This is a genomic window from Streptosporangium sp. H13245, assembly GCF_055690525.1.
The window spans coordinates 79,082-99,192 of record NZ_JBSZKT010000012.1 but is presented as its reverse complement, the minus strand read 5'-3'; the positions used below and the strand labels follow the sequence as shown (position 1 = coordinate 99,192).

Here is a 20,111-nt window from a genome sequence, read left to right as displayed (position 1 = left end):
CGGGCCGTGCGGCGGAGAGATCACGCCGCCGCACGGCCCGGCTGCCCGGCGCACGAGCGGCGCCCCTACCGAAGGGCGGCGCGGAAAAATGGAACCGTCCATTGACGCGGGCAGATTTCCTGGTGCATCATTCAGGCGTCGTCAGGCCGTTATTGATGATTTTTCGCCGACGCCGTGATTCTTATATCCATCGCGCCATTCTCCGGGGTGCGTAACACGGTGACAGCCCGACTCCCGAGAGCGAATAGCGCTGGTCAGGCTGCCATCCCTTAGTCGGAATTTCACGATCAAAGGAACGGGCATTGACTGACAAGTTATGGGGCGGCCGCTTTGACGAGGACATCACCAGGGACGTTCTCGACTACACGCTCACCGTGGACGTCGACGAACGGCTCGTCTTCGCCGACCTGTGGCAGGACATCGCGCACGTGCTGATGCTGGGCGCCCGGGGAATCGTCACCGGCGAGGTGACGCGGGCGCTGCTCGGCTCGCTGCTGCGGCTGTGGGACCAGAGCGAACGCGGGGAGCTGAAACTGCGCCCCGAGCTTGAGGACGTCCACTTCAACATCGAGCAGAAGGTCATCGAGGATCTGGGGCGTGAGGTCGGCGGCCACCTGCAGACCGCGCGCTCCCGCAACGACCAGGTGTCCACGGACACCCGCATGTACCTGCGGCGGGTCCAGCTCGACGCGGTCGAGGCGAACCTGGAGCTGGTCGGCGAGCTGCTCGGCTTCCCCGAGGAGGAGCTGCTCGCGATCCTGCCCGGCTACACCCACGGCCAGGCCGCCCAGCCGATCTCCGTCGCCTTCTGGAAGACCGCGCACGCGAGCATGCTCCTGCGTGACGTACGGCGGCTGCGCGGCGCGTTCGACCGGACGGACGAGTCCCCCCTGGGCGCCTGCGCGCTGGCCGGCACGTCCTTCGCGATCGACCGCGAGCTCACCGCCCGGCTGCTCGGGTTCGGCGGCGTGCTCGGCCACGCGCTGGACGCCACCAGCGCCCGCGACCACCTCATCGAGAGCGCCTCGGCCTTCGCGATCGGCGGCAACAACCTGTCCCGCATGGCCGAGGAGATCGTGATGTGGAGCGGGCACGAGTACAGCCTGGTCGAGGTCTCCGACGCCTACGCCACCGGCAGCTCGATCATGCCCCAGAAGAAGAACCCGGTCGTCGCCGAGCTGGCCAGGGGACGCACCGGGCGGACGGTGGGCACCCTCGTCCAGCTCCTCACCATGTCCAAGGGGGTGACCCTCGGCTACAGCTGCGACCTCCAGGAGGACAAGCCGTACCTGTGGCACGCCATCGACACCTACCTCTCGACCCTGCGCATCGTGGCCGGGCAGACCCGGGGGCTGCGGTTCGACACCGCCCGGGGTGAGGAGCTGTGCTGGGACAACTTCTCCACGGCCACGGAGCTGGCCAACCACCTGGTCGCCGACCGGGGGCTCGCGTTCCGCGAGGCGCACCACGTCGGCGGCGCGCTCGTCTCCGCCCTCCTCAAGCGGGGCGCGACGCTGCGGGACACGGCCGCCGGGGCGGAGATCCTCGCCGGGCTCGGCCATCCCGTCGCCGAACCCGTGCTCGCCCGCCTCCTCGCCCCCCGGACCGCGGTGGCCGGCTACACCAGCCCCGGCGGCACCTCCCCGCGGAGTGTCGTGATCGTGCGCGCCGAACTGCGCGCGGCGGTGACCGCCCACACCGCCTGGCTCGACAGGACACGGCGAAGGATCCACGGCGCGTACGAGGCCGCCTTCGACGCGGCCCGCGACGTCGCGGGCGGAGCCGACGTCGGCAGGGCCCTCGGCCGCGTCGCCCCCGACCTGCCCACGCTCGACGGAGACCTGTCATGAAGATCGTTCTGGCCTACTCCGGCGGCCTCGACACGTCCGTGGCCCTGCACTGGCTCAGGCGGCGCCACGACGCCGAGATCATCGCGTTCTGCGCGGACATCGGCCAGTTGGAGCCGCTGGAGACCGTACGGGAACGGGCGCTGCGCACCGGCGCCTCGAAGGTCTACGTGGAGCCGCTCACCGACAGGTACCTGAGGGACTTCGCGCTGCCCGCGCTGCAGGCGCACGCGCGTTACGAGAACAAGTACCTGCTGGCCGCGCCGCTCTCCCGGCCGCTGATCGCCCAGCGCATGGTCGAGATCGCCCGCGCCGAGGGCGCCGACGCCGTGGCGCACGGCGCCACCGGCAAGGGCAACGACCAGGTGCGGTTCTACACCAGCGTGACCGCCCTCGATCCGGGGCTGCGGGTGCTGGCGCCGGTCATCGACTGGGAGCTGACCACCCGCGAGACGGAGCTCGCCTACGCGCGGGAGCACGGCATCGAGGTGTCGGTCAGCAAGGAGAACCCGTACAGCATCGACACCAACATCTGGGGCACCAGCATCGAGTGCGGTGAGCTCGACGACATCGACCGGCCTCCGCCCGGCCACGCCTGGCAGCTCACCGCCGACCCCAGGACCGCCCCCGACCGGGCCGAGCGGGTCACGGTGGGTTTCGAGGCCGGGGTCCCCGTCTCCCTCGACGGCGACAAGCTGGAGCCGGTCGACCTGGTGTCCCGCCTGACGGCGACCGCCGCCCGCCACGGGGTGGGACGCGTCGACATCGTCGAGAGCCGGATCGTGGGGTTCAAGACCCGCGGCATCTACGAGGCACCGGCGGCGACCGTGCTGATGGCCGCGCACGAGGAACTGGAGGCGATCGTCCTCGACCGTGAGACGCTGCACCACAAGCAGGGTCTCGCGCACCGCTACGCCGAACTCGCCTACTACGGCTACTGGTTCTCCGACCTGCGCCGCGCCCTGGACGGTTTCGTCGCCACGCTGCAGCCGAGGGTGACGGGCGAGGTGACCGTCGAGCTCTACAAGGGGACCTGCTCCGTCGTCGCTCGCCGCTCGCCGAACTCCCGCTACAGCGACGCGCTGGCCACCTACGAGGCGGGAGACACCTTCGACCACCGGTCGGGCGCGGGTTTCGCGTACGTGTGGTCGCTACCGCTCAGAGGCTCCTCACACTGACCCCACGACTCACACTGACCACGCGACCCACGCTGACCCCGCGACTCACACTGACCCCATGACCCACGCTGACCCCACGACCCACGCTGACCGCGCAGCTCGCGCTGACCCCGCGACCCGCGCTGCCCCCGCGCCGGTCCCCGGTGAGCGCCGAGCCGGTCCTCAGTGGGAGACGGTCAGCACGATCTTGCCGGTGGTACGGCCGGTCTCGCCCCGCTCGTGCGCCTCGGCCGCCCGCTCCAGCGGCAGGACGGTGTCGATCTCGACGCGCAGCCGTCCTTCGGCCACGAGCCCGGCGACGGCCCGCATCCCGGCGTGGTCGGGTTCGACGAGCGTGAACCCGGAGCGGACGCCGAGCCTCTCGGCCTCGTCGGCGGGCGGGACGTCGGCGGGCGAGGAGAGCGACACGAGGACGCCCCCCGCGCGCAGCACCCGCAGGGAACGCGACCCGTAGTCGCCGCCGACGGTGTCGAGGACCACGTCGACGTCGCGGACCGTCCCGGCGAAGTCGGCCCGGGTGTAGTCGATCACCTCGTCCGCGCCGAGGCCGCGCAGGAACGGGTGCTTGGCCTCCCGCGCGGTGCCGATCACGTACGCGCCGCGCGCCTTGGCGATCTGCACGGCCAGGTGGCCGACACCACCGGCGGCGGCGTGGATCAGCACGCGCTGCCCGGCCCGCAGGTCCGCGGTCTCGGTCAGGCTCTGCCACGCGGTCAGCGCCGCGAGCGGCAGGGCGGCGGCCCGTACGTGGTCGACGGCCGCGGGCCTGCGGGCGAAGTGGCGCGCGGGGGCGGCGACGTACTGCGCGTAGGCGCCCGCCTGGTGCGGGAACCTGGGCATGCCGAACACCTCGTCGCCCGGCCGGAAGAGCGTCACCCCGAGCCCGGTGGCCTCGACCACCCCGGACACGTCGTAGCCGAGGATGACCGGCTCGCCCCAGAGCCCGAGCCCTCCGGCGGCCCTGGCCTTCCAGTCGGTCGGGTTGACCCCGGCCGCGTGCACCCGGACCAGGATCTCCCCCGGTCCCGGGCTCGGGCGGTCCACCTCGATCTCGGCGAGGACCTCAGGCCCGCCCCAGGACCGGGGGCTCATCGCGCGCATCCGTACGGCGGGGGTGCTGTCGTTCATCGATCGTCCTGTTCCGTTCGCCGGGGCCGCACGCTGTCGTGCGGCCGGTCACCAGAGTGCGCGACGGACGGGTGGGACCGGCACTGGCTCGATGGCCATCATGTGACAGGATCTGGCCATGCACCGCGTCGTCGTCCTCGCCCTCGAAGGTGTCATCCCGTTCGAGCTGAGCATCCCCGCACGCATCTTCGGCAGCGCCGAGCGGCCGGACGGCGGGCCGCTCTACGAGGTGATCGTCTGCACTCTGGACGGGCGGCCGGTCGGCAGCGACGCGGGATTCTCCATCGCCGTCCGGCACGACGCGACGGCGCTGGCCACGGCCGACACGCTGATCATCCCGCCCTCCGGCGCGCTCGACGCGATCCGCGAGTACGAGTGCCTGCCCGGACCGCTGGCGGACGCCCTGGCGCTCGTCCGGCCGGGCACCCGCGTCGTGTCGATCTGCACGGCGTCGTACGTGCTGGCCGCCGCCGGTCTCCTCGACGGCCGGACCGTCACCACCCACTGGAGGGTCGCCGAGCACTTCCAGCGGACCTTTCCCCGGGTCAAGGTGGACCGCGACGTGCTGTTCGTGGACGACGGCGACGTCCTCACCTCGGCGGGGGTCGCCGCGGGGGTGGACCTGTGCCTGCACCTGGTACGCCGCGACCACGGCAGCGCGGTGGCCAACCAGGTGGCCCGCCACTGCGTCGTCCCGCCGTGGCGCGAAGGCGGGCAGGCCCAGTACGTCGAGCGGCCCGTCCCCGAGGCGTCGGCGGCCACCACCACCCCGACCCGCGTCTGGGCGCTCGAGCACCTGCACCGGCCGCTGTCACTGTCGGAGCTCGCCGGACACGCCCGGATGAGCGTACGCACCTTCACCAGGCGTTTCCGGGCCGAGGTGGGCGTGACCCCGGGCCGGTGGCTGAGTGCCCAGCGCGTGGAGCTGGCCCGGCGGCTGCTGGAGACCAGCGACCTGCCGATCGACCACGTCGCCGACCGGGCGGGGTTCGGCACCGCCAACTCGCTCCGCCAGCACCTGCGCGCCGCCCTCGGCACCTCCCCCGCGGCCTACCGCCGCACCTTCCACCAGGCCGTACAACCAACTGGCAGGATTTATCCCCATATAGGGGACAGAGATAATTAACGGGACGTCGTCAGGACACCGGTAGCATGGCGCTCCGACGACACGGCCCTCCACACGTCGCAGGGGAGCATGTTGTGGCAGGACGCCTCGCCTTCGCGCGGGCGCGAGTAGCCTCCGCGTGGGCACGCCTCGCCTCCGGGCCCGCGCGGGTCGTCTCCGGGCCTGCGCGGGAAGACGGCTCCGGGGACCGGGCGGCCGGGCTCGCCCCCCGGCTGGCGCTCCTCGTCGTCACGGTGGTGTTCGCCGGTTTCGTCGTGAACGCCTTCCAGTACGTGATCGCCACGAGCACGACGTTCGGCCACGTCGCGCCGGCCGCGTTCTGCCTGGTCGTGATGATGGTCCTGCAGCTGGGGCTGTTCAGCAATCCGCGCGTGGACACCCGGGGCGGGTGGGGCTACGCGGCGTTGCTCGCGCAGGCCGTCGTGACGCTGGCGCCCCTCGCGTTCTACGGCAGGGGCTGGACCGGCATGCAGGGCTTCCTCGCCGGTGACGCGCTGCTCCTCCTGCGCCCGATCGCGGGCTGGCCGGTGTTCGGCGTGATCGCGCTGGCCACCGGGCTCTTCCAGTACCGGATCACCGGGGCGACGCCGGAGGCCCTCTACATCACGAACCTGACCGCGGTGATCGGCCTCGTCGTCTACGGCCTGTCCCGGCTGCTGTCGCTGGTGCGGGAGCTGGACGAGGTCCGCTCCGACCTCGCGGGCCTCGCCGTGGCCCGCGAGCGCCTGCGCTTCGCACGCGACCTGCACGACCTGCTCGGCTTCTCGCTGTCCGCCATCACGCTGAAGACCGAGCTGGCCCAGCGCCTGATCCCCTCGCGGCCGGACCGGGCCCTGCGGGAGCTCTCCGAGATCCTCGACGTCTCCCGGCAGGCCCTGTCCGACGTCCGCGCCGTGGCCTCCTCCTACCGCGACCTGTCCCTCGACGACGAGATGGCCTCGGCCCGCTCCGTCCTCGCCGCGGCCGGGATCGCCGTCACCGTACGGCGCGAACAGGGCGATCTGCCCCCGAGGGTCCGTACCGCGCTCGCCACCGTACTGCGCGAGGGGGTCACCAACCTGCTGCGGCACAGCGAGGCCGGGACCTGCGGCCTCACCGTCGCCCGCGACGGGCGCGCCGTGTCCATCGAGATCGTCAACGACGGCGTCCGCGACGCCGCCGATCCCACCGGCCACGGCAGCGGCATCGGCAACCTCACCTCCCGCGTCGAGGCGCTGGGCGGCACCCTGACCTCGGCCTCGGGCCCGGACGGGACCTACCGCCTGCACGCCGTCATCCCACTGCGCGACGGGGACGACGGCGAGGACGACGACGTCCCCGCCACCGGCTCGCGGCGCGGGCGCCCCCGATACGATCCCGGTCCCGCCATGGCGCCCCGGCTGGGCCTGGCCGTCGCCACCGCGGTGTTCATCGGCTACGCGGTCAACGCCACGCTCTTCGTCGCGGTCGCGGGGCTGGGCCCCGGCGGCGTGTTCGTCGCCGAGAGCTGTGTGCTCGTCTCCCTGGGCCTGGTGCTCGGCTTCTTCAGCCGCCCGGCCGCCCGCGTACGGTCACCGCTGGGCCTCGCGCTGCTGGCCGCGCAGGCCGTGGTCACCTACCTGCCGGTCGCGCTGTTCGGTGACCCCTACCTCGGCCTGCCCGGCCTGCTGGCGGGCAGCCTGCTGCTCGCCCTGCCCACCCGGTTCGGCCTCCCCCTCTTCCTCGTCGTCATGACGAGCACGGGCGGCGCCCACCTCCTGCTGGGCGGCGACCCGATCAGCGTCACCTACGGCTTCCTGGTGACCATCAACCACGGCCTGGTGGTCTTCGCCCTGTCCCGCCTGCGCTCGATGGTGCGGGACCTGCACGAGGCCCGCTCCGAGCTGGCCGACCTGGCCGTCACCCGCGAACGCCTGCGCTTCGCGGGTGACCTGAACGACCTGCTCGGCGTCTCGCTGTCCGCGATCACGCTGAAGTCCGAGCTGACCCACCGGCTGGTGGACCGCGATCCCCCCCGGGCCCTGCGGGAGCTCTCCGAGATCCTCGGCATCTCCCGGCAGGCCCTGTCCGACGTCCGCGCGGTGGCCTCCTCCTACCGCGAGCCGCCGCTCGACGGGGAGATCGCGTCCGCGCGGGCCCTGCTCACCGCGATGGACATCGAGGAGCCGCCGGACGCCCGGGGCGGGCGGTGACTCCCCGGGCGCTGGAGAAAGGCGCTCACGACCCCTCGTTCACCCCGATGGCGGCGGCGGGGCAGACGGCGGCGGCCTCGCGGACCGAGGTGTGCCGGTCCGCGTCCGGCTCGGGGTCGAGCAGGACGACGACGCCGTCGTCGTCACGCTGGTCGAACACCTCCGGCGCGATCAGCACGCACTGACCGGCACCGCAGCACTTGTCCTCGTCCACGGTGACCCTCATACCGGGCTCCTCTCTGTCGGCCGGGGGTGGCGGTGCCGGGTCACCAGCGGACCGGGACCGTACGCAGGCCGCCGACGGCGAGCCCCTCCACCCGCTCCAGCTCCTCCACCGGGACGGCCAGCTCCAGGGTCGGGAGCCTGCGCAGCAGCACTTCGAGCACGACCTGCAGCTCGGTGCGGGCCAGTGCCTGGCCCAGGCAGGAGTGGGCACCCGCGCCGAAGGCCAGGTGCGGGTTCGGGCTGCGGGTCAGGTCCATCTCGGCGGCGGCCTCGAAGACGCCCTCGTCCCGGTTGGCCGCGGCCATGCTGCACACCACGGTGGTGCCGCGGGGCAGGGTCGTACCGCTGACCTCGGTCTCCTCGCGCAGGTAGCGCGGCAGGCCGAAGCCGGAGTTGGCGTCGAGCCGCAGCGTCTCCTCCACCGCCGTACGGATCAGTGACGGGTCGGCGAGCAGCCGCTCCCACCGGCCTCGGTCGGCCAGCAGCATGGAGACCATCTTGCCGATCATGTTGGCGGTGGTCTCGTGCCCGGCGACCAGCAGGCCCATGCCGGTGACCAGGATCTGGAGGTCCGACAGCCCGCCGTCCTCGGGGCCACCGGCCGCGATCAGCTCGCTCAGCAGGTCCTCGCCCCGCTCGGCGCGCTTGGCGGCGACGTGGTCGGACATGTACTGGAAGAACTCCGCCTGGGCGGCCTCGACCTCGGCCCTGCCGTAGCGGGTGAGGTTGAGCAGGGTGTCCGACCAGTACGAGAACCGGTCCCGGTCCTCCGCCAGCACGCCGAGCATGTCGCAGATGACGTAGACCGGGAGCGGGAAGCCCAGGTCGGCCCTGAGGTCGCCGGGCTGTCCGCGCTCGACCATGTCGTCGACGAGCCGCTCGGCGATCCGGGTCATCCCCGGCCGCAGGGCGGCCATCCGCTTGGCGGTGAACCACTTGCCGACCAGGCGCCGCCAGTGCTGGTGCTCGTCACCTCCATCCGGGATGATCTGCGCCATCTCGCTGTTGAACACCCCGCCTCCCTCCACCGACAACCGCGCCGCGTCGGGGGCGTTGAGCTGGCGGGTGAAGCGCGGGTCGGCGAGCACCTTCCTGACGTCCTCGTAGCGGGTCAGCAGCGTCGCCCGGTCGCCGCTGGGCAGCGTCACGTGCGCCACCGGGCACCGGCCGCGCAGCTCGGCCCATTCCGCGGGCGGCTCCAGCGCCGCGTCGTTGGGGATCGGGTAGCGCAGAACCTGCTCGTTGACACTCACGCGCGTCTCCTTGCGAATGGATGGGTTGACCAGGCCGTACCACTTCTCACCCGCGCGCCCGTCCCGGCCGGAGGGCCGGTGATCGCGATGCTTCCGGACGGGCTCGCCGGGTGGCGCTCCGGTGCGGGGCGGCGGCGGCCCGGATCGCGCGTGTCCGCATGTGACGCGGTCCTTTCCGTCGTCCTGCACCATCACGCTACCCTACACATGTCGGGAAACCTACATGTGTCGTTTGACGGTAAAGTGAAAGGCGTGGCCACGACCAAGAACAGCAACGTCCCCTCGGGCGACCGGCGCGTGCGCCGTACCCACACGGCCCTGGCACGCGCGCTGATCCAGCTCGTCGAGGAGCACGACCTTCCCCGGATCACCGTCGCCGACGTCGCCGAACGCGCCGGGGTGAGCCGCTCGACCTTCTACGACCACTACCGCGACGTCCACGAGCTGGCCGAGGTCGCCTGCACCGCGATGATCGACGGACTGATCGGCTCCCTGCCCGCCCCCGGTCCCGAGGCGGCGGACCCGGTGCCGGAGGCGACCCAGTCGCTGGAGGCGTTCTTCGCCAGCCTCGCCGGGCACGCCGGGCTCTACCGCGCCCTGCTGGGGCCGCAGGGCAGCGCGCGCGTCGTCGACCACATCCGCCGCCGCATCGCCACGGCCGTCTACGACCGCATCCACCAGGACGCCGCCGACACTCTCCCCGAGCCCGAGGGCTCGCCGCAGGACACCCCGCACAACGTCCCTGCCGCGTTCGCCGCCGGGGCGCTCATCGGTGTGGCCGCCGACTGGCTCCAGCGCGGATGCCCGCGTCCTCCGGCCGAGATGGCCGCGCTGACCTGGCCGCTCTTCGGCGCGCTCTACCATCTCGACGCCGGTACCCCCACCTGAGCGACGCCCCCTCCTCTCGCGAAGATCTCCCGCGAAAACGATTTGCGGCCCACCGTCCCCGGCCAGCATGCTGAACGTCATGTTGATCAGGGACGCGACGTCCGGCGACTGGCCCGCGATCTGGCCCTTCCTCCATCGGATCGTGGCCGCCGGTGAGACCTTCACCTGGGATCGCGACGTCAGCGAGGAGCGGGCACGGGCGATGTGGCTTCTGGAGCCTCCCGGCCGCACGGTCGTCGCCACCGACGCCGACGGGACCGTCCTGGGCACGGCCAAGATGAACCCCAACCACATGGGGCCCGCCTCGCACATCTCCAGCGCGAGCTTCATGGTCGATCCCGGGCACGCCGGGCGCGGTGTCGGCCGGGCCCTGGGCGAGCACGTCCTGGACTGGGCGCGCGCCGAGGGCTACCGGGCGATGCAGTTCAACGCCGTCGTGGAGACCAACACCCGGGCGGTGGCGCTGTGGCGCTCACTCGGCTTCGAGGTGCTGGCGACCCTGCCGGAGGGCTTCCACCACCCGGCCGAGGGCTACGTCGGGCTGCACATCATGTACAGGTCCCTCTGATCGCGTCGGCCGGACGGTGACCGGCTCCAGGGTCAGCCGAGTCGAGGTCAGCCGAGATCGAAGAAGATCGTCTCCTTCTCGCCCTGGAGGTGGATGTCGAAGCGGTGGACGCCCTCGCGCTCCGGCGTGGCCAGCAGCGTGTGCGCGCGCTCGGGGGGCAGTGTGTCGAGGAAGTCGTCGTGGGCGAGGTAGACACGGGTGTAGAGGTGGTGCAGCAGGCCGCGGGCGAACACGCACACGCTGATGTAGCCGTTGCCGGGCACGAGGGTGCGCAGCGCCCAGCGGCCGTCGGCGTCGGTGGGGACCCGGCCGAAGCCGGTGAAGTCGACACCGTTCCTGCCGAGGACCGCGCCGTTCACCGGGTCGCGGCGCAGCGTGCCGGGCGCGCCGGTGAGATCCCCGGACGGGGCTGCCTGCCAGAACTCCAGCAGCGCGTCCGGCACCGGGGCGCCCGCGCCGTCGTAGACGTACCCGTGCACGGTGATCCCGCCGGTCGCGATGTCACCGCCGCCGGGGAACGGGAGCGCGTAACCGTAGAAGGGGCCGACGGTCTGCGAGGGGGTGGAGTTCATCGGCCCTCCTCCGTCCAGGTGGCGGCGGGGCCGTCCAGGACGATGTCCCACCGGTAGCCGAGGGACCACTCGGGGACGGACAGGTCGTGCTCGTAGGCGGCGACCAGCCGCTGCCGGGCTCGCTCGTCGGTGACGGAGTTGAGGATGGGGTCGTACGGGAAGAGCGGGTCGTTCGGGAAGTACATCTGGGTGACCAGGCGCTGCGCGAAGGCGGTGCCGAAGACCGAGAAGTGGATGTGCGCGGGACGCCAGGCGTTGACGTGGTTGCGCCACGGGTAGGCGCCGGGCTTGATCGTGGTGAAGGCGTAGCCGCCGTCGCCGTCGGTGAGGCAGCGGCCGACCCCGGTGAAGTTGGGGTCGAGCGGGGCCGGATGGTCGTCGCGCTGGTGCGGGTAGCGGCCGGAGGCGTTGGCCTGCCATATCTCCACGAGCTGGCCGCGCACCGGGCGCCCGTTCCTGTCGAGGACGCGGCCGTGCACGGTGACGCGCTCGCCCAGCGGCTCGCCGAGGTGCTGCCTGGTCAGGTCGGCGTCGAGCGCGGTGACGTCGGTGACGCCGAAGACCGGCCCGGCGAGCTCGGCCGCGTCCGGGTCCTTGAGCGCGATCAGCGGCTGGCGGGGATGGCGGAGCGCGGTGCTGCGGTAGGGGCCGTAGTCACGGGACGGGTGGTGCGTCTCCGGGCCTTCGCCGCCGGTCCCGGGCCCGCGGAGCGCCGCGATCTCGAGGTCGATGTCGGCTTGCGTGGGAGGTGTTGGCATGAACTCCTGCCTTCGGGGAACGACGGCCGGGCCCCGGCCTGAGCCGGACGCCGGGACCTTGATGACGTGGGCGGCCGGGTCGTCGGGACCCCGGCGGCCGAGGGGCGCGCACGGCGTCCGCGAACACCCTCGCCTCCGCGTCCGTACGGACGTGAGGAGTCCTCCCGCGTCCGTACGGATTCCACGGATTCCACGGATTTTTGTGGAGCCCGCGGATTCTGTGGATCCCGTGGACCCTGTGGATCCCGCGGATTCTGTGGATTCTGTGGATTTCGTGGGTCCTGTGGATTTCGTATGGGTGAAGAGCCCCCCGTCCGTACGGACGGGGAACGATCCTCACCCTCTCACCTCCGCGTCCGTACGGTCGCGCAGTTCCGCCGGGCTCACCCCGGGCGCGGTCTCCACCAGCACCAGCCCCTCCCCCGTGACGTCGAGGACGCCGAGGTCGGTGATGATCCGGTGGACGCACGCCTTCCCCGTGAGGGGCAGCGAGCACTTCTCGACGATCTTCGGCGAGCCGTCCTTGGCGGTGTGCTCCATGATCACGATGACCCTGCGGGCGCCGTGGACCAGGTCCATCGCGCCGCCCATTCCCTTGACGAGCCTGCCGGGGACCATCCAGTTGGCCAGGTCGCCGCGGGCCGAGACCTGCATCGCGCCCAGCACCGCCACGTCGATGTGACCGCCGCGGATCATGCCGAACGACAGCGAGGAGTCGAAGAACGACGCGCCGGGGAGCACGGTCACGGTCTCCTTGCCCGCGTTGACCAGGTCGGGGTCGACGGCGTCCGGCTCCGGGTAGGGACCGACGCCGAGGATGCCGTTCTCCGAGTGCAGGATCACGTCCACCTCCGCCGGCAGGAAGGAGGGGATGCGGGTGGGCAGGCCGATGCCGAGGTTGACGTAGTCGCCGTCGCGCAGCTCGGCCGCCGCGCGCGCGACCATCCGGTCACGGCTCCAGCTCACGGGGTGGTCCCCCCTCGGGACGCGAGGGCCTGCGACTCGCCGCCCCCGGCTTCCCCTCGGGATACGGGGGCTTGCGGCTCGCCGCCCCCGGTCTCCGTCCGGGAGGTGGTACGCCGTTCGACGGCCTTGTCGGCGGCCTGCTCCGGGGTGAGCCGCACCACGCGCTGGACGAACACGCCGGGCAGGTGGACCTCGTCGGGGTCGAGCTCGGTCAGCTCCTCGACCTCGGCGACCGTGATCCGCCCGGCCATCGCGGCCAGCGGGTTGAAGTTCCTGGCGGCCTTGCCGAACACGAGGTTGCCGTACCGGTCACCCTTCGCCGCCCGTACCAGCGCGAAGTCGGTGGTGATGCCGTGCTCCAGCACGTAGGCCCGGCCGTCGAACTCGCGTACCTCCTTGGGTGGCGAGGCGAGCACCACCGAACCGTCCCGGCCGTGCCGCAGCGGCAGCCCGCCGTCGGCGACCGGCGTGCCGACCCCGGCCGGGGTGTAGAAGGCGGGGATGCCGCAGCCGCCCGCGCGCAGCCGCTCGGCCAGGCTGCCCTGCGGGGTCAGCTCCACCTCCAGCTCCCCGCTCAGGTACTGCCGGGCGAACTCCCTGTTGTCACCGATGTAGGAGGCCGTCACCCGGCCGATCCTTCCGGCCGCCAGCAGGACGCCCAGGCCGCCGCCGTCCACGCCGCAGTTGTTCGACACCACGCCGATGCCGCGCACGCCCGTGTCGTACAGGGCCTGGATCAGCACGTTCGGGATGCCGCTCAGGCCGAACCCGCCCACCGCGAACGAGGCGCCGTCGCGCACGTCCGCCAGCGCCTCCGCGGCGGTGGCGATCACCTTGTCTCTGCGCACGACGCTCCGTTCGGCGATGGTCGGTGATGGTCGGCCACGTGTTCGCTCTACGAACTTTAGTTCACTAATGTGCGTTCGAGTATGTGTATCGGTGACTGTCCTGTCAAAACGCCCTCGTCGACTGAATTGATGGAATGAACGGAAGCGGCCGACCCCCTGGAACACGGGCCGGGTGACCGCCCGCAAGAACCCGGCGTCGAGGCGCACCCCGGCCGCGCGAGGGTGCCATGTCTTCGTGTGACCGGCGAACGTACCGGGGTTTCCGTGCGGCCGGTGAACGTGCCGAGCAGGTGCCGTCCCCACTCACCACGATCATGGACTTGCCGCGAACCACCGGGGTATTCTGCACAGCCGGAGACTCACCGCGATTCCCCCGGAATCGAGGACACGTCGAGCTGCGGCTCCACCCTGGGATTCTCATCGCCCCTATGAGGGGTCGCGACATGAACCGCCAGATTCCACCGTTGTGGTACTCGCCTCATCGCCCCCGTGGGGGTCGCAACCCGTGCTCGTGAGCACACTCCTCGATGAGGAACCGCCGCTCCGAGAACCTCCGGCACGTTCGCCCGTCAGTCCATCTCGACGTCGTCGAGGAGCCGGAGGAGGCGTGAGAGGACGCGGACGCAGCCGGTGACGTCGGCGGCGGTCAGGTCGTCGCCGACGTGGCCGAGCATCGCGCGCTCGCGGGCGATCACCGCGTCGATGACGGCCTCGCCCTCGCCGGTCAGCCGGATGAGAGAGGATCTCCGGTGCGCCGGATTCGGGACGGACTCGACGAGCTGACGGGCAGCCGCCTCGTTGACCATCCGTTGCACGAACTGGCGGCTCAGCGCCTGGGTCCTGCCCATCCTCGGGACGGTCATCGGCCCGTGTTTGCGGAGCATGTTCAGCACGGCCCGGACACCGACCGACAGCCCCTCGCCCGGCACGTCCTGCTCCACCTTGCGCTGGGCCCGCCGGTACAGCGGCCCGACCAAGTCGAACACCTCGGCCAACCGGTCGGCCAGCTCACCCGGCGCCAGATCCCGCTCTGTCTCGTTCACCCAGCCATCATGACACCTTAGTTGTCATTTTGCCGAAAAAATGACACCTTAGGTGTCATGAGTGACCTGTTCTGGCGCGAAACCGGCTCCGGCCGACCCCTTGTCCTGCTGCACGGCGGCTTCCTCGACCACGGCATGTGGGACGAGCAGCTCCCCGCCCTCGCCCCGCACTACCGCGTCATCACCCCCGACGCCCGAGGCCACGGCCGGTCCCCCAACGCCACCGAGCCGTTCCGCCACACCGACGACCTCGCCGCGCTGCTCCGCCACCTCGGCACCGGCCCCGCGATCCTCGTCGGCGTGTCCATGGGAGCCTCCATGGCGGTGGACACCGCCCTGGAGCACCCCGACCTGGTCAGCGCCCTGGTCGTCAGCGGCGCCGGGACCAGCGAGCCGTACTTCACCGACCCCTGGACCACCCGGACCCTCGCCACCTGGACCACCGCGATGGCCGCCGGTGACCTGGAGTCCTCGGTCGAGGCGTTCCTGCTGCTCGCGGCGGGCCCGCACCGGACGCTCGACGACATCGACCCCGGCGTCGTACGCCGCCTGCGCCACATGACCACGCACACCATGGGCAAACACACCCGCGACGAACCCGACCTGCTCGTCCCGATACGCGACACCTGGGCCCGCGCCGCCACGATCAGTGTCCCCGTGCTGGCCGTCCACGGCACGATCGACTCCCCCGACCACATCGGCATGGCCGAACGCCTCATCGGCACCGTCGCCGACGGCCGCGCGGCCTCCGTCGACGGTGCCGCCCACTACCCCGGCATGGAACGCCCCGACGTCTTCAACAAGATCCTCGCGGACTTCCTGCGCACCCTGTGAGATCTCCCGTACGACCACCGGGGCCGAGCCAAAAAGCGGGGGCGGGGGCAGGCGGGGGCGGGCGACCGGTGATCGTCGCGCCGCCCCCGCCTCGGCGGTCTCACCGCCCCTTGGGCACGATGGGAGCATGACCACCACCGTTCCCGGAGCCGGAACACGACGGGCGACCCCCCGTACGAGCCGAAACGGACCGTCGTCCACCGGATCCCACCCGTACCGTACGGCCGGGCCGTGATGGCGGAACGTACCGCGGTGATCGTCGGCGGCGGGATCGGCGGGCTGGCGGCGGCGGTCGCGCTGAGCCGCCGGGGCTGGCGGGTCGAGGTCTGCGAGCGGGCCCCGGAGTTCACCGAGATCGGCGCCGGTCTGTCCCTGTGGCCCAACGCGCTGCGGGCCCTGGCCGCGCTGGGGCTGGGCGACCGGGTCAGGGAGCTGGGCGCGGTCGAGGCCGGTGGCGGCGTGCGCGACCGGGCGGGCCGCTGGCTGGCGCGGACCGACAACGCCGAGCTCGAACGGCGCTTCGGGATGCCGCTGGTCGTGGCACACCGCGCCGACCTGGTACGGACCCTCGTCGAGGCGCTGCCGGGAGAGACACTGCGACCGGCGACCACGGTCACCGGGATCCATGACGACGGCGACGCGGTGGTGGCCGAACACGACGGCGGGCACCTCCGCGCCGACGTGCTGGTCGGCGCCGACGGCCTGCGCAGCACGGTGCGCTCCCTCGGGTGGCCCACCGCGAGACCGCCCCGGTACGCCGGATACACCGCCTGGCGCATGATCACCGAGCCGCTGCCCGCCCCGCTCACCGACGGTGCCGCGAACTGGGGCAGGGGCGAGCGGTTCGGGTACACCTCGATGCCCGGCGGCCGGGTCTACTGCTTCGCCACCGCCACGGTGCCCGCCGGGGGCGCCGGTCCGGACGGCGAGTGGGCCGAGCTGCGCCGCCGGTTCGGGACCTGGGCCGAACCGATCCCCACCCTGCTGGACGCGGTTCCCGAGACCGGCGTGCTGCGGCACGACATCTACGACCTGCCGTCGCTGCCCGGCTACGTCAGCGGCCGGGTGGCCCTGCTCGGTGACGCGGCCCACGCGATGACGCCCAACCTGGGGCAGGGCGCCTGCCAGGCCCTGGAGGACGCCGTCGTGCTGGCCTCCTGCCTCGACCGGGCGCCGGACATCGCCTCGGGCCTGGCCGACTACGACCTGCGGCGCAGGTCCAGAACCCAGGACGTGGTACGCCGGTCCGCCCGCCTGGGAGCCGTCGGGCAGTGGTCGTGGCCACCGGCCGCCACGGCCCGTGACCTCGCCGCCAGGCTGACGCCGGGTTCGGCGACCCTGCGGTCCATGACACCGATCCTCGGCTGGAAACCCTGATGCCCGACTGGACGTATCACCCGCTGCGCGGCCTCGCGGGCGCCCTGCTCGGTCCGCGACGGTCACAACGGGCCGCTCTGCGGGCGTTGGCGACCCTGACCTCGCTGCCCGGCGGGCGCGGGGTGATAGCGGGCGCGTTCGGTCACCGGGCGCCTCCGGCCGTGCTGTCCGGGACCGTCGCCGGGGTCGGCGTGACGACACGGCTGGGCGCGGTGGTGCCGCCGTCGGCGGCACGCGACGCCGTCCGCGCGCTGCCGACCCAGGGAGCCGGTTTGGTCGTGGTGGCGCCGGTCGGCCGGGCCGACGTCGGCCTGGTGCGTGAGGCGGCCGCCGGTCGCGAATGCCCGGTGTTCGCGCGGACGAGCGACCCCGAGACGGCGGCGGCGCTCACTCCGTACGTCGACGCGGTGCTGACCGACGACGCGCACGTGACCCGGATGACCACTCCGGCCGTCGCCGACGCGCTGGCGGCGCTGCGGGACGACACCGGGGCCGTGCTGGCGACCCCTGCGGTCCTGGTGGAGGCGGGGCCCGGCTGGTTCCAGCGGGTGGCCGAGGCGGCCACGCCCACGGACCCGGCGCCGGGTCCGTGGGAGGTGGGTCGCGATCCCCGGTGCTGGCCCGCCTGGTGGTGGGGCATGTGGGTGGGCATCGGGATGATCTGCGCGGGCCTGGGCGCGGCCGCCATCGCCCTCGGCCCGGTCCTGCTCTGGTACGACCGGGACCTCCTCGGCCTGGACCTCCGGCAGCTGCACGACGTCAACCACAACCTGGTGGGCTTCCTGCGGCACGACAGGATCACCATGGCCGGCACGATGGTGGCGGCCGGGGTCCTCTACACCGGGCTGGCCGCCGGTGGGATCCGGCGCGGGTGGCCGTGGGCCAGGAACGCCCTCCTGGCCTCGGGGGTCATCGCGTTCTCCACCCTGCTCCACTTCCTGGGGTTCGGATTCGTGGAGCCGCTGCACGCCGCGGTCACGGTCGCGCTCGTCCCGATGTTCGTCCTCGCCGTCCGCCGGGCCCCCACCCGTCCGCGGTGGACCTCGATGGCGGAGGGGCCGGAACCCGAGCGGATGAGGGCGCTGCTGGGCCAGCTCCTGCTGATCGTCACGGGGGTGGGGCTGTTCACCGGCGGGGCGGTCGTGTCCGTCGTGGGGCTCACCCACGTGTTCGTCCCCAGCGACCTGGTCTTCCTGCACACCGCGCCCGGCGACCTGCACGCCGCCGCCGGTCCTCGGCTGCTGCCGTTCGTCGCGCACGACCGGGCGGGGTTCGGCGGTGCATTGACGGCCGCCGCCGTCGCCATCACGCTGCTGGGCGCCTGGGGATGGCGCCGCGGTGAGGCATGGGTCTGGTGGTCGCTGGCGTCGGCCGCGCTGGCGGGGTTCGTGCCCCCCGTACTGGTGCACTGGACGGTCGGCTACACCGACTTCTGGCACCTCGCCCCCGTCTACTTCGGGACCTGCCTGACCACGGCCGCCCTGCTCCTGGCCCGCCCCTACCTGTGCGCACGCCAGCCTGATGGCGGCGTCACGGGGTCGGCTTCAGACGGATCAGGGCGACGCCGTACGCGACGATCCAGACGACCCACATCAGCCAGCCGACGAGCCCGAGGGGACCGGCGTGGTCGATGACCAGCGGCGTGAGGGTGGCCGAGCCGAACAGCAGCGCGGCCGACGCCAGCCCCAGAGGGCCTGCCAGGGCCGGATGAGACCGGCGCGCAGTCCGGCGACGGACAGGCCGAGGAGGACGAGTGCCAGGAAGGCGCCGTTGAGGGTGAACAGCGCGTCGTGCAGCACCCCCCGGTCGTGCGGTCCGCCGTCGACGTCTACGCGGCCATGTGCGACATCGACACCTACACCACGCTCACCACCGAACGCGGCTGGTCACCCGGCGACGTCGAGCGCTGGTGGGGCGAGGCACTACTCCGCCACCGGCTCATCGTCCTCGGGACGCCCCGTGTAACCGATCGTTTCAGGACGACTTTTTGATCGTTCTCGATGAGGAAGTGACCACGAAGACCGGCCATTGGCTCGCACCCGGCATCAACCCCGGCGAGGTCATCGACTGGAACCACCGAGTCGGGGACGGGTTGATCGATCGGTGCACGGACCAGGTCCATCGAGTCTCACGATGACGTAGGTAACAGCGGCAACCGCGACGCCCTCAACGATCCTGGGCGACGCTCTTCCTTTCTTCCGGGCCGCTTCCCCGAGATGGACGAGGCAACAGCGCGGGTGAAACGACTGAAACCGGGAGTCTCCACGCCTCTTTGCGTAGGGACCTCCGGCCAGGTGCGAACGGCCATGCGCGGTGAGGAGTCCCGACGGGTTGAAACCAGACCACGTGACCAGTGTGAAGCGGAACATGTTCCGCTTCACGGTTAGCTGCGGTATGCCAGCCACTCATGGGCGGCACGGGCCATCCGCTTGACCCAGGGCGCCGCGTCGTTGTTCGCGATCTCGCCCCACAGCCGCACATTCGCCCGTGCGAAGACTTCCACCCCGTCCTCCGGCGCTTCGCACCACGCAGGGGTTTCTTCCACGACCCGTTCCGCTTCCTCCGCGGTATGACCACTCGCCATCAGACGCAGGATGAGACACGCCGGATCGATCCATCCCGCACCTCTCGTGGGCCACGCCCAGTCAATGAGCAGGGCTTTCCCACCTGCCATCAATACGTTGAGAGGGTTGTAGTCGGTGTGCAGCAGCCGATCGCCTTTGAACCACTCCACCTCTCCAGGATCGGCGACGTAGGTCCGCCACCGATGCTCAGCTAGCTTCACCGGCACATCAGGGCAGACAAGCTCGCCAAGCGCCGTCATGGTGTCCACAAGACGGGGAAGATCCGGCGATCCAGGCAAAAAATCAGCGTGACGGCCATCAATGGCTTCGAACCCAAGAACGTCCCACTCACCGTCAACCCGCCACAGCAGGCGAGGAGACAGCCCGCAGACGTAGGGGTTGATCACCGCCTCCATCTCTTGGGTCCACCGACGCGGGTAGTCCCGGTGTAGCCCTTTGATGAACACCTTCCCCGAGGCCGTATCCAACAGCGCCGCAATCGCGGAGTTGAGCCCTTCGGACACTGTTCGCGACGACCACACCGCACCGGCGTGTTTCTCAACGGCAGTCCTGGTTTGGCCCGGAAGGTCGTCCCAGTGGATGCGCTCCACCGCCATAGCTCTCCGTTCCTCGCGTCGAAGGGCCGCCCCACGGTCATGGTAGGGGCGGCCCTCACCCGAACACCTTCTAGTAGGGCTGATCATCACCGGCAGAGCAGGAACACTTGTTGGAGTCGACGAGTGTGTCCAGGTCCGCGATGAACTC

19 protein-coding genes are annotated in these 20,111 nt (G+C 71.7%); 10 read left to right on the top strand and 9 right to left on the bottom strand.

Translation table 11 applies throughout. The features are described 5' to 3' along the window. Window positions 1-302 precede the first annotated feature (302 nt). Together argH and ACW9TB_RS20205 are read left to right on the top strand one after the other, a co-directional pair. A complete protein-coding gene (gene argH, locus ACW9TB_RS20210; RefSeq protein ID WP_472749570.1) occupies window positions 303-1,850 on the top strand; it encodes an argininosuccinate lyase in 1,548 nt (515 codons plus the stop codon). Then, window positions 1,847-3,025: an argininosuccinate synthase gene (locus tag ACW9TB_RS20205; RefSeq protein ID WP_472749569.1), complete on the top strand. Its 1,179-nt coding sequence runs from the start codon at window positions 1,847-1,849 to the stop codon at window positions 3,023-3,025. The genes argH and ACW9TB_RS20205 overlap by 4 nt, the downstream gene beginning before the upstream one ends. A 162-nt stretch (window positions 3,026-3,187) precedes the next feature. Here ACW9TB_RS20205 and ACW9TB_RS20200 read toward each other — a convergent pair whose 3' ends face one another. Further along, entirely contained in the window at window positions 3,188-4,153 is a 966-nt protein-coding gene (locus ACW9TB_RS20200) for an NADP-dependent oxidoreductase (RefSeq protein ID WP_472749568.1), read from the bottom strand. A 118-nt stretch (window positions 4,154-4,271) separates the two neighbouring features. On the opposite strand from ACW9TB_RS20200, the gene ACW9TB_RS20195 reads away from it, so the two are divergent. After that, on the top strand, window positions 4,272-5,279 hold the full coding sequence (locus ACW9TB_RS20195; protein WP_472749567.1) for a GlxA family transcriptional regulator: 1,008 nt from the start codon (window positions 4,272-4,274) through the stop codon (window positions 5,277-5,279). Window positions 5,280-5,353: 74 nt separating this feature from the next. Beyond that, window positions 5,354-7,450 (top strand): sensor histidine kinase, encoded by a 2,097-nt coding sequence (locus ACW9TB_RS20190; protein ID WP_472749566.1) that lies wholly within the window; start codon window positions 5,354-5,356, stop codon window positions 7,448-7,450. A gap of 25 nt (window positions 7,451-7,475) precedes the next feature. Here the strand turns inward: ACW9TB_RS20190 and ACW9TB_RS20185 are convergent, their stop codons facing one another. Next, window positions 7,476-7,676 carry a ferredoxin gene (locus tag ACW9TB_RS20185; protein ID WP_472749565.1) on the bottom strand — a complete coding sequence of 67 codons (201 nt, stop codon included), beginning with the start codon at window positions 7,674-7,676 and terminating at the stop codon, window positions 7,476-7,478. A 40-nt stretch (window positions 7,677-7,716) separates the two neighbouring features. Further along, window positions 7,717-8,928: a cytochrome P450 gene (locus ACW9TB_RS20180; protein WP_472749564.1), complete on the bottom strand. Its 1,212-nt coding sequence runs from the start codon at window positions 8,926-8,928 to the stop codon at window positions 7,717-7,719. Window positions 8,929-9,180: 252 nt separating this feature from the next. Here ACW9TB_RS20180 and ACW9TB_RS20175 point away from each other — a divergent pair, with 252 nt between their 5' ends. Together ACW9TB_RS20175 and ACW9TB_RS20170 are read left to right on the top strand one after the other, a co-directional pair. Further along, a complete protein-coding gene (locus ACW9TB_RS20175; protein ID WP_472749563.1) occupies window positions 9,181-9,816 on the top strand; it encodes a TetR/AcrR family transcriptional regulator in 636 nt (211 codons plus the stop codon). Window positions 9,817-9,895: 79 nt separating this feature from the next. Further along, window positions 9,896-10,384, top strand: coding sequence for a GNAT family N-acetyltransferase (locus ACW9TB_RS20170; RefSeq protein ID WP_472749562.1), 489 nt, complete (start codon window positions 9,896-9,898; stop codon window positions 10,382-10,384). Window positions 10,385-10,431: 47 nt separating this feature from the next. On the opposite strand, the gene pcaG is transcribed toward ACW9TB_RS20170, so the two are convergent. The 5 genes from pcaG to ACW9TB_RS20145 form a co-directional block, all read right to left on the bottom strand. Beyond that, window positions 10,432-10,956, bottom strand: coding sequence for a protocatechuate 3,4-dioxygenase subunit alpha (gene pcaG, locus ACW9TB_RS20165; RefSeq protein WP_472749561.1), 525 nt, complete (start codon window positions 10,954-10,956; stop codon window positions 10,432-10,434). Continuing rightward, on the bottom strand, window positions 10,953-11,714 hold the full coding sequence (gene pcaH / locus ACW9TB_RS20160; RefSeq protein WP_472749560.1) for a protocatechuate 3,4-dioxygenase subunit beta: 762 nt from the start codon (window positions 11,712-11,714) through the stop codon (window positions 10,953-10,955). Before pcaH ends, pcaG begins: the two co-directional genes overlap by 4 nt. A 336-nt stretch (window positions 11,715-12,050) precedes the next feature. Beyond that, window positions 12,051-12,680: a CoA transferase subunit B gene (locus ACW9TB_RS20155; protein ID WP_472749559.1), complete on the bottom strand. Its 630-nt coding sequence runs from the start codon at window positions 12,678-12,680 to the stop codon at window positions 12,051-12,053. Beyond that, entirely contained in the window at window positions 12,677-13,528 is an 852-nt protein-coding gene (locus tag ACW9TB_RS20150; protein WP_472749558.1) for a CoA transferase subunit A, read from the bottom strand. Before ACW9TB_RS20150 ends, ACW9TB_RS20155 begins: the two co-directional genes overlap by 4 nt. Before the next feature lie 569 nt (window positions 13,529-14,097). After that, window positions 14,098-14,571 carry a MarR family winged helix-turn-helix transcriptional regulator gene (locus ACW9TB_RS20145; protein WP_472749557.1) on the bottom strand — a complete coding sequence of 158 codons (474 nt, stop codon included), beginning with the start codon at window positions 14,569-14,571 and terminating at the stop codon, window positions 14,098-14,100. 57 nt (window positions 14,572-14,628) lie between these two features. On the opposite strand from ACW9TB_RS20145, the gene ACW9TB_RS20140 reads away from it, so the two are divergent. The 4 genes from ACW9TB_RS20140 (at window position 14,629) to ACW9TB_RS20125 (ending at window position 18,773) form a co-directional block, all read left to right on the top strand. Beyond that, window positions 14,629-15,405, top strand: coding sequence for an alpha/beta fold hydrolase (locus ACW9TB_RS20140; protein WP_472749556.1), 777 nt, complete (start codon window positions 14,629-14,631; stop codon window positions 15,403-15,405). Between the two features lie 234 nt (window positions 15,406-15,639). Further along, a complete protein-coding gene (locus tag ACW9TB_RS20135) occupies window positions 15,640-16,782 on the top strand; it encodes an FAD-dependent monooxygenase (protein WP_472749555.1) in 1,143 nt (380 codons plus the stop codon). After that, window positions 16,782-18,416, top strand: a complete 1,635-nt coding sequence (locus tag ACW9TB_RS20130; protein ID WP_472749554.1) for a hypothetical protein — start codon at window positions 16,782-16,784, stop codon at window positions 18,414-18,416. Before ACW9TB_RS20135 ends, ACW9TB_RS20130 begins: the two co-directional genes overlap by 1 nt. Before the next feature lie 156 nt (window positions 18,417-18,572). Continuing rightward, complete coding sequence (locus ACW9TB_RS20125) at window positions 18,573-18,773, top strand: hypothetical protein (RefSeq protein ID WP_472749553.1); 201 nt, start codon at window positions 18,573-18,575, stop codon at window positions 18,771-18,773. 392 nt (window positions 18,774-19,165) lie between these two features. Here the strand turns inward: ACW9TB_RS20125 and ACW9TB_RS20120 are convergent, their stop codons facing one another. Beyond that, on the bottom strand, window positions 19,166-19,963 hold the full coding sequence (locus ACW9TB_RS20120) for a hypothetical protein (protein WP_472749552.1): 798 nt from the start codon (window positions 19,961-19,963) through the stop codon (window positions 19,166-19,168). Between the last annotated feature and the right edge of the window lie 148 nt (window positions 19,964-20,111).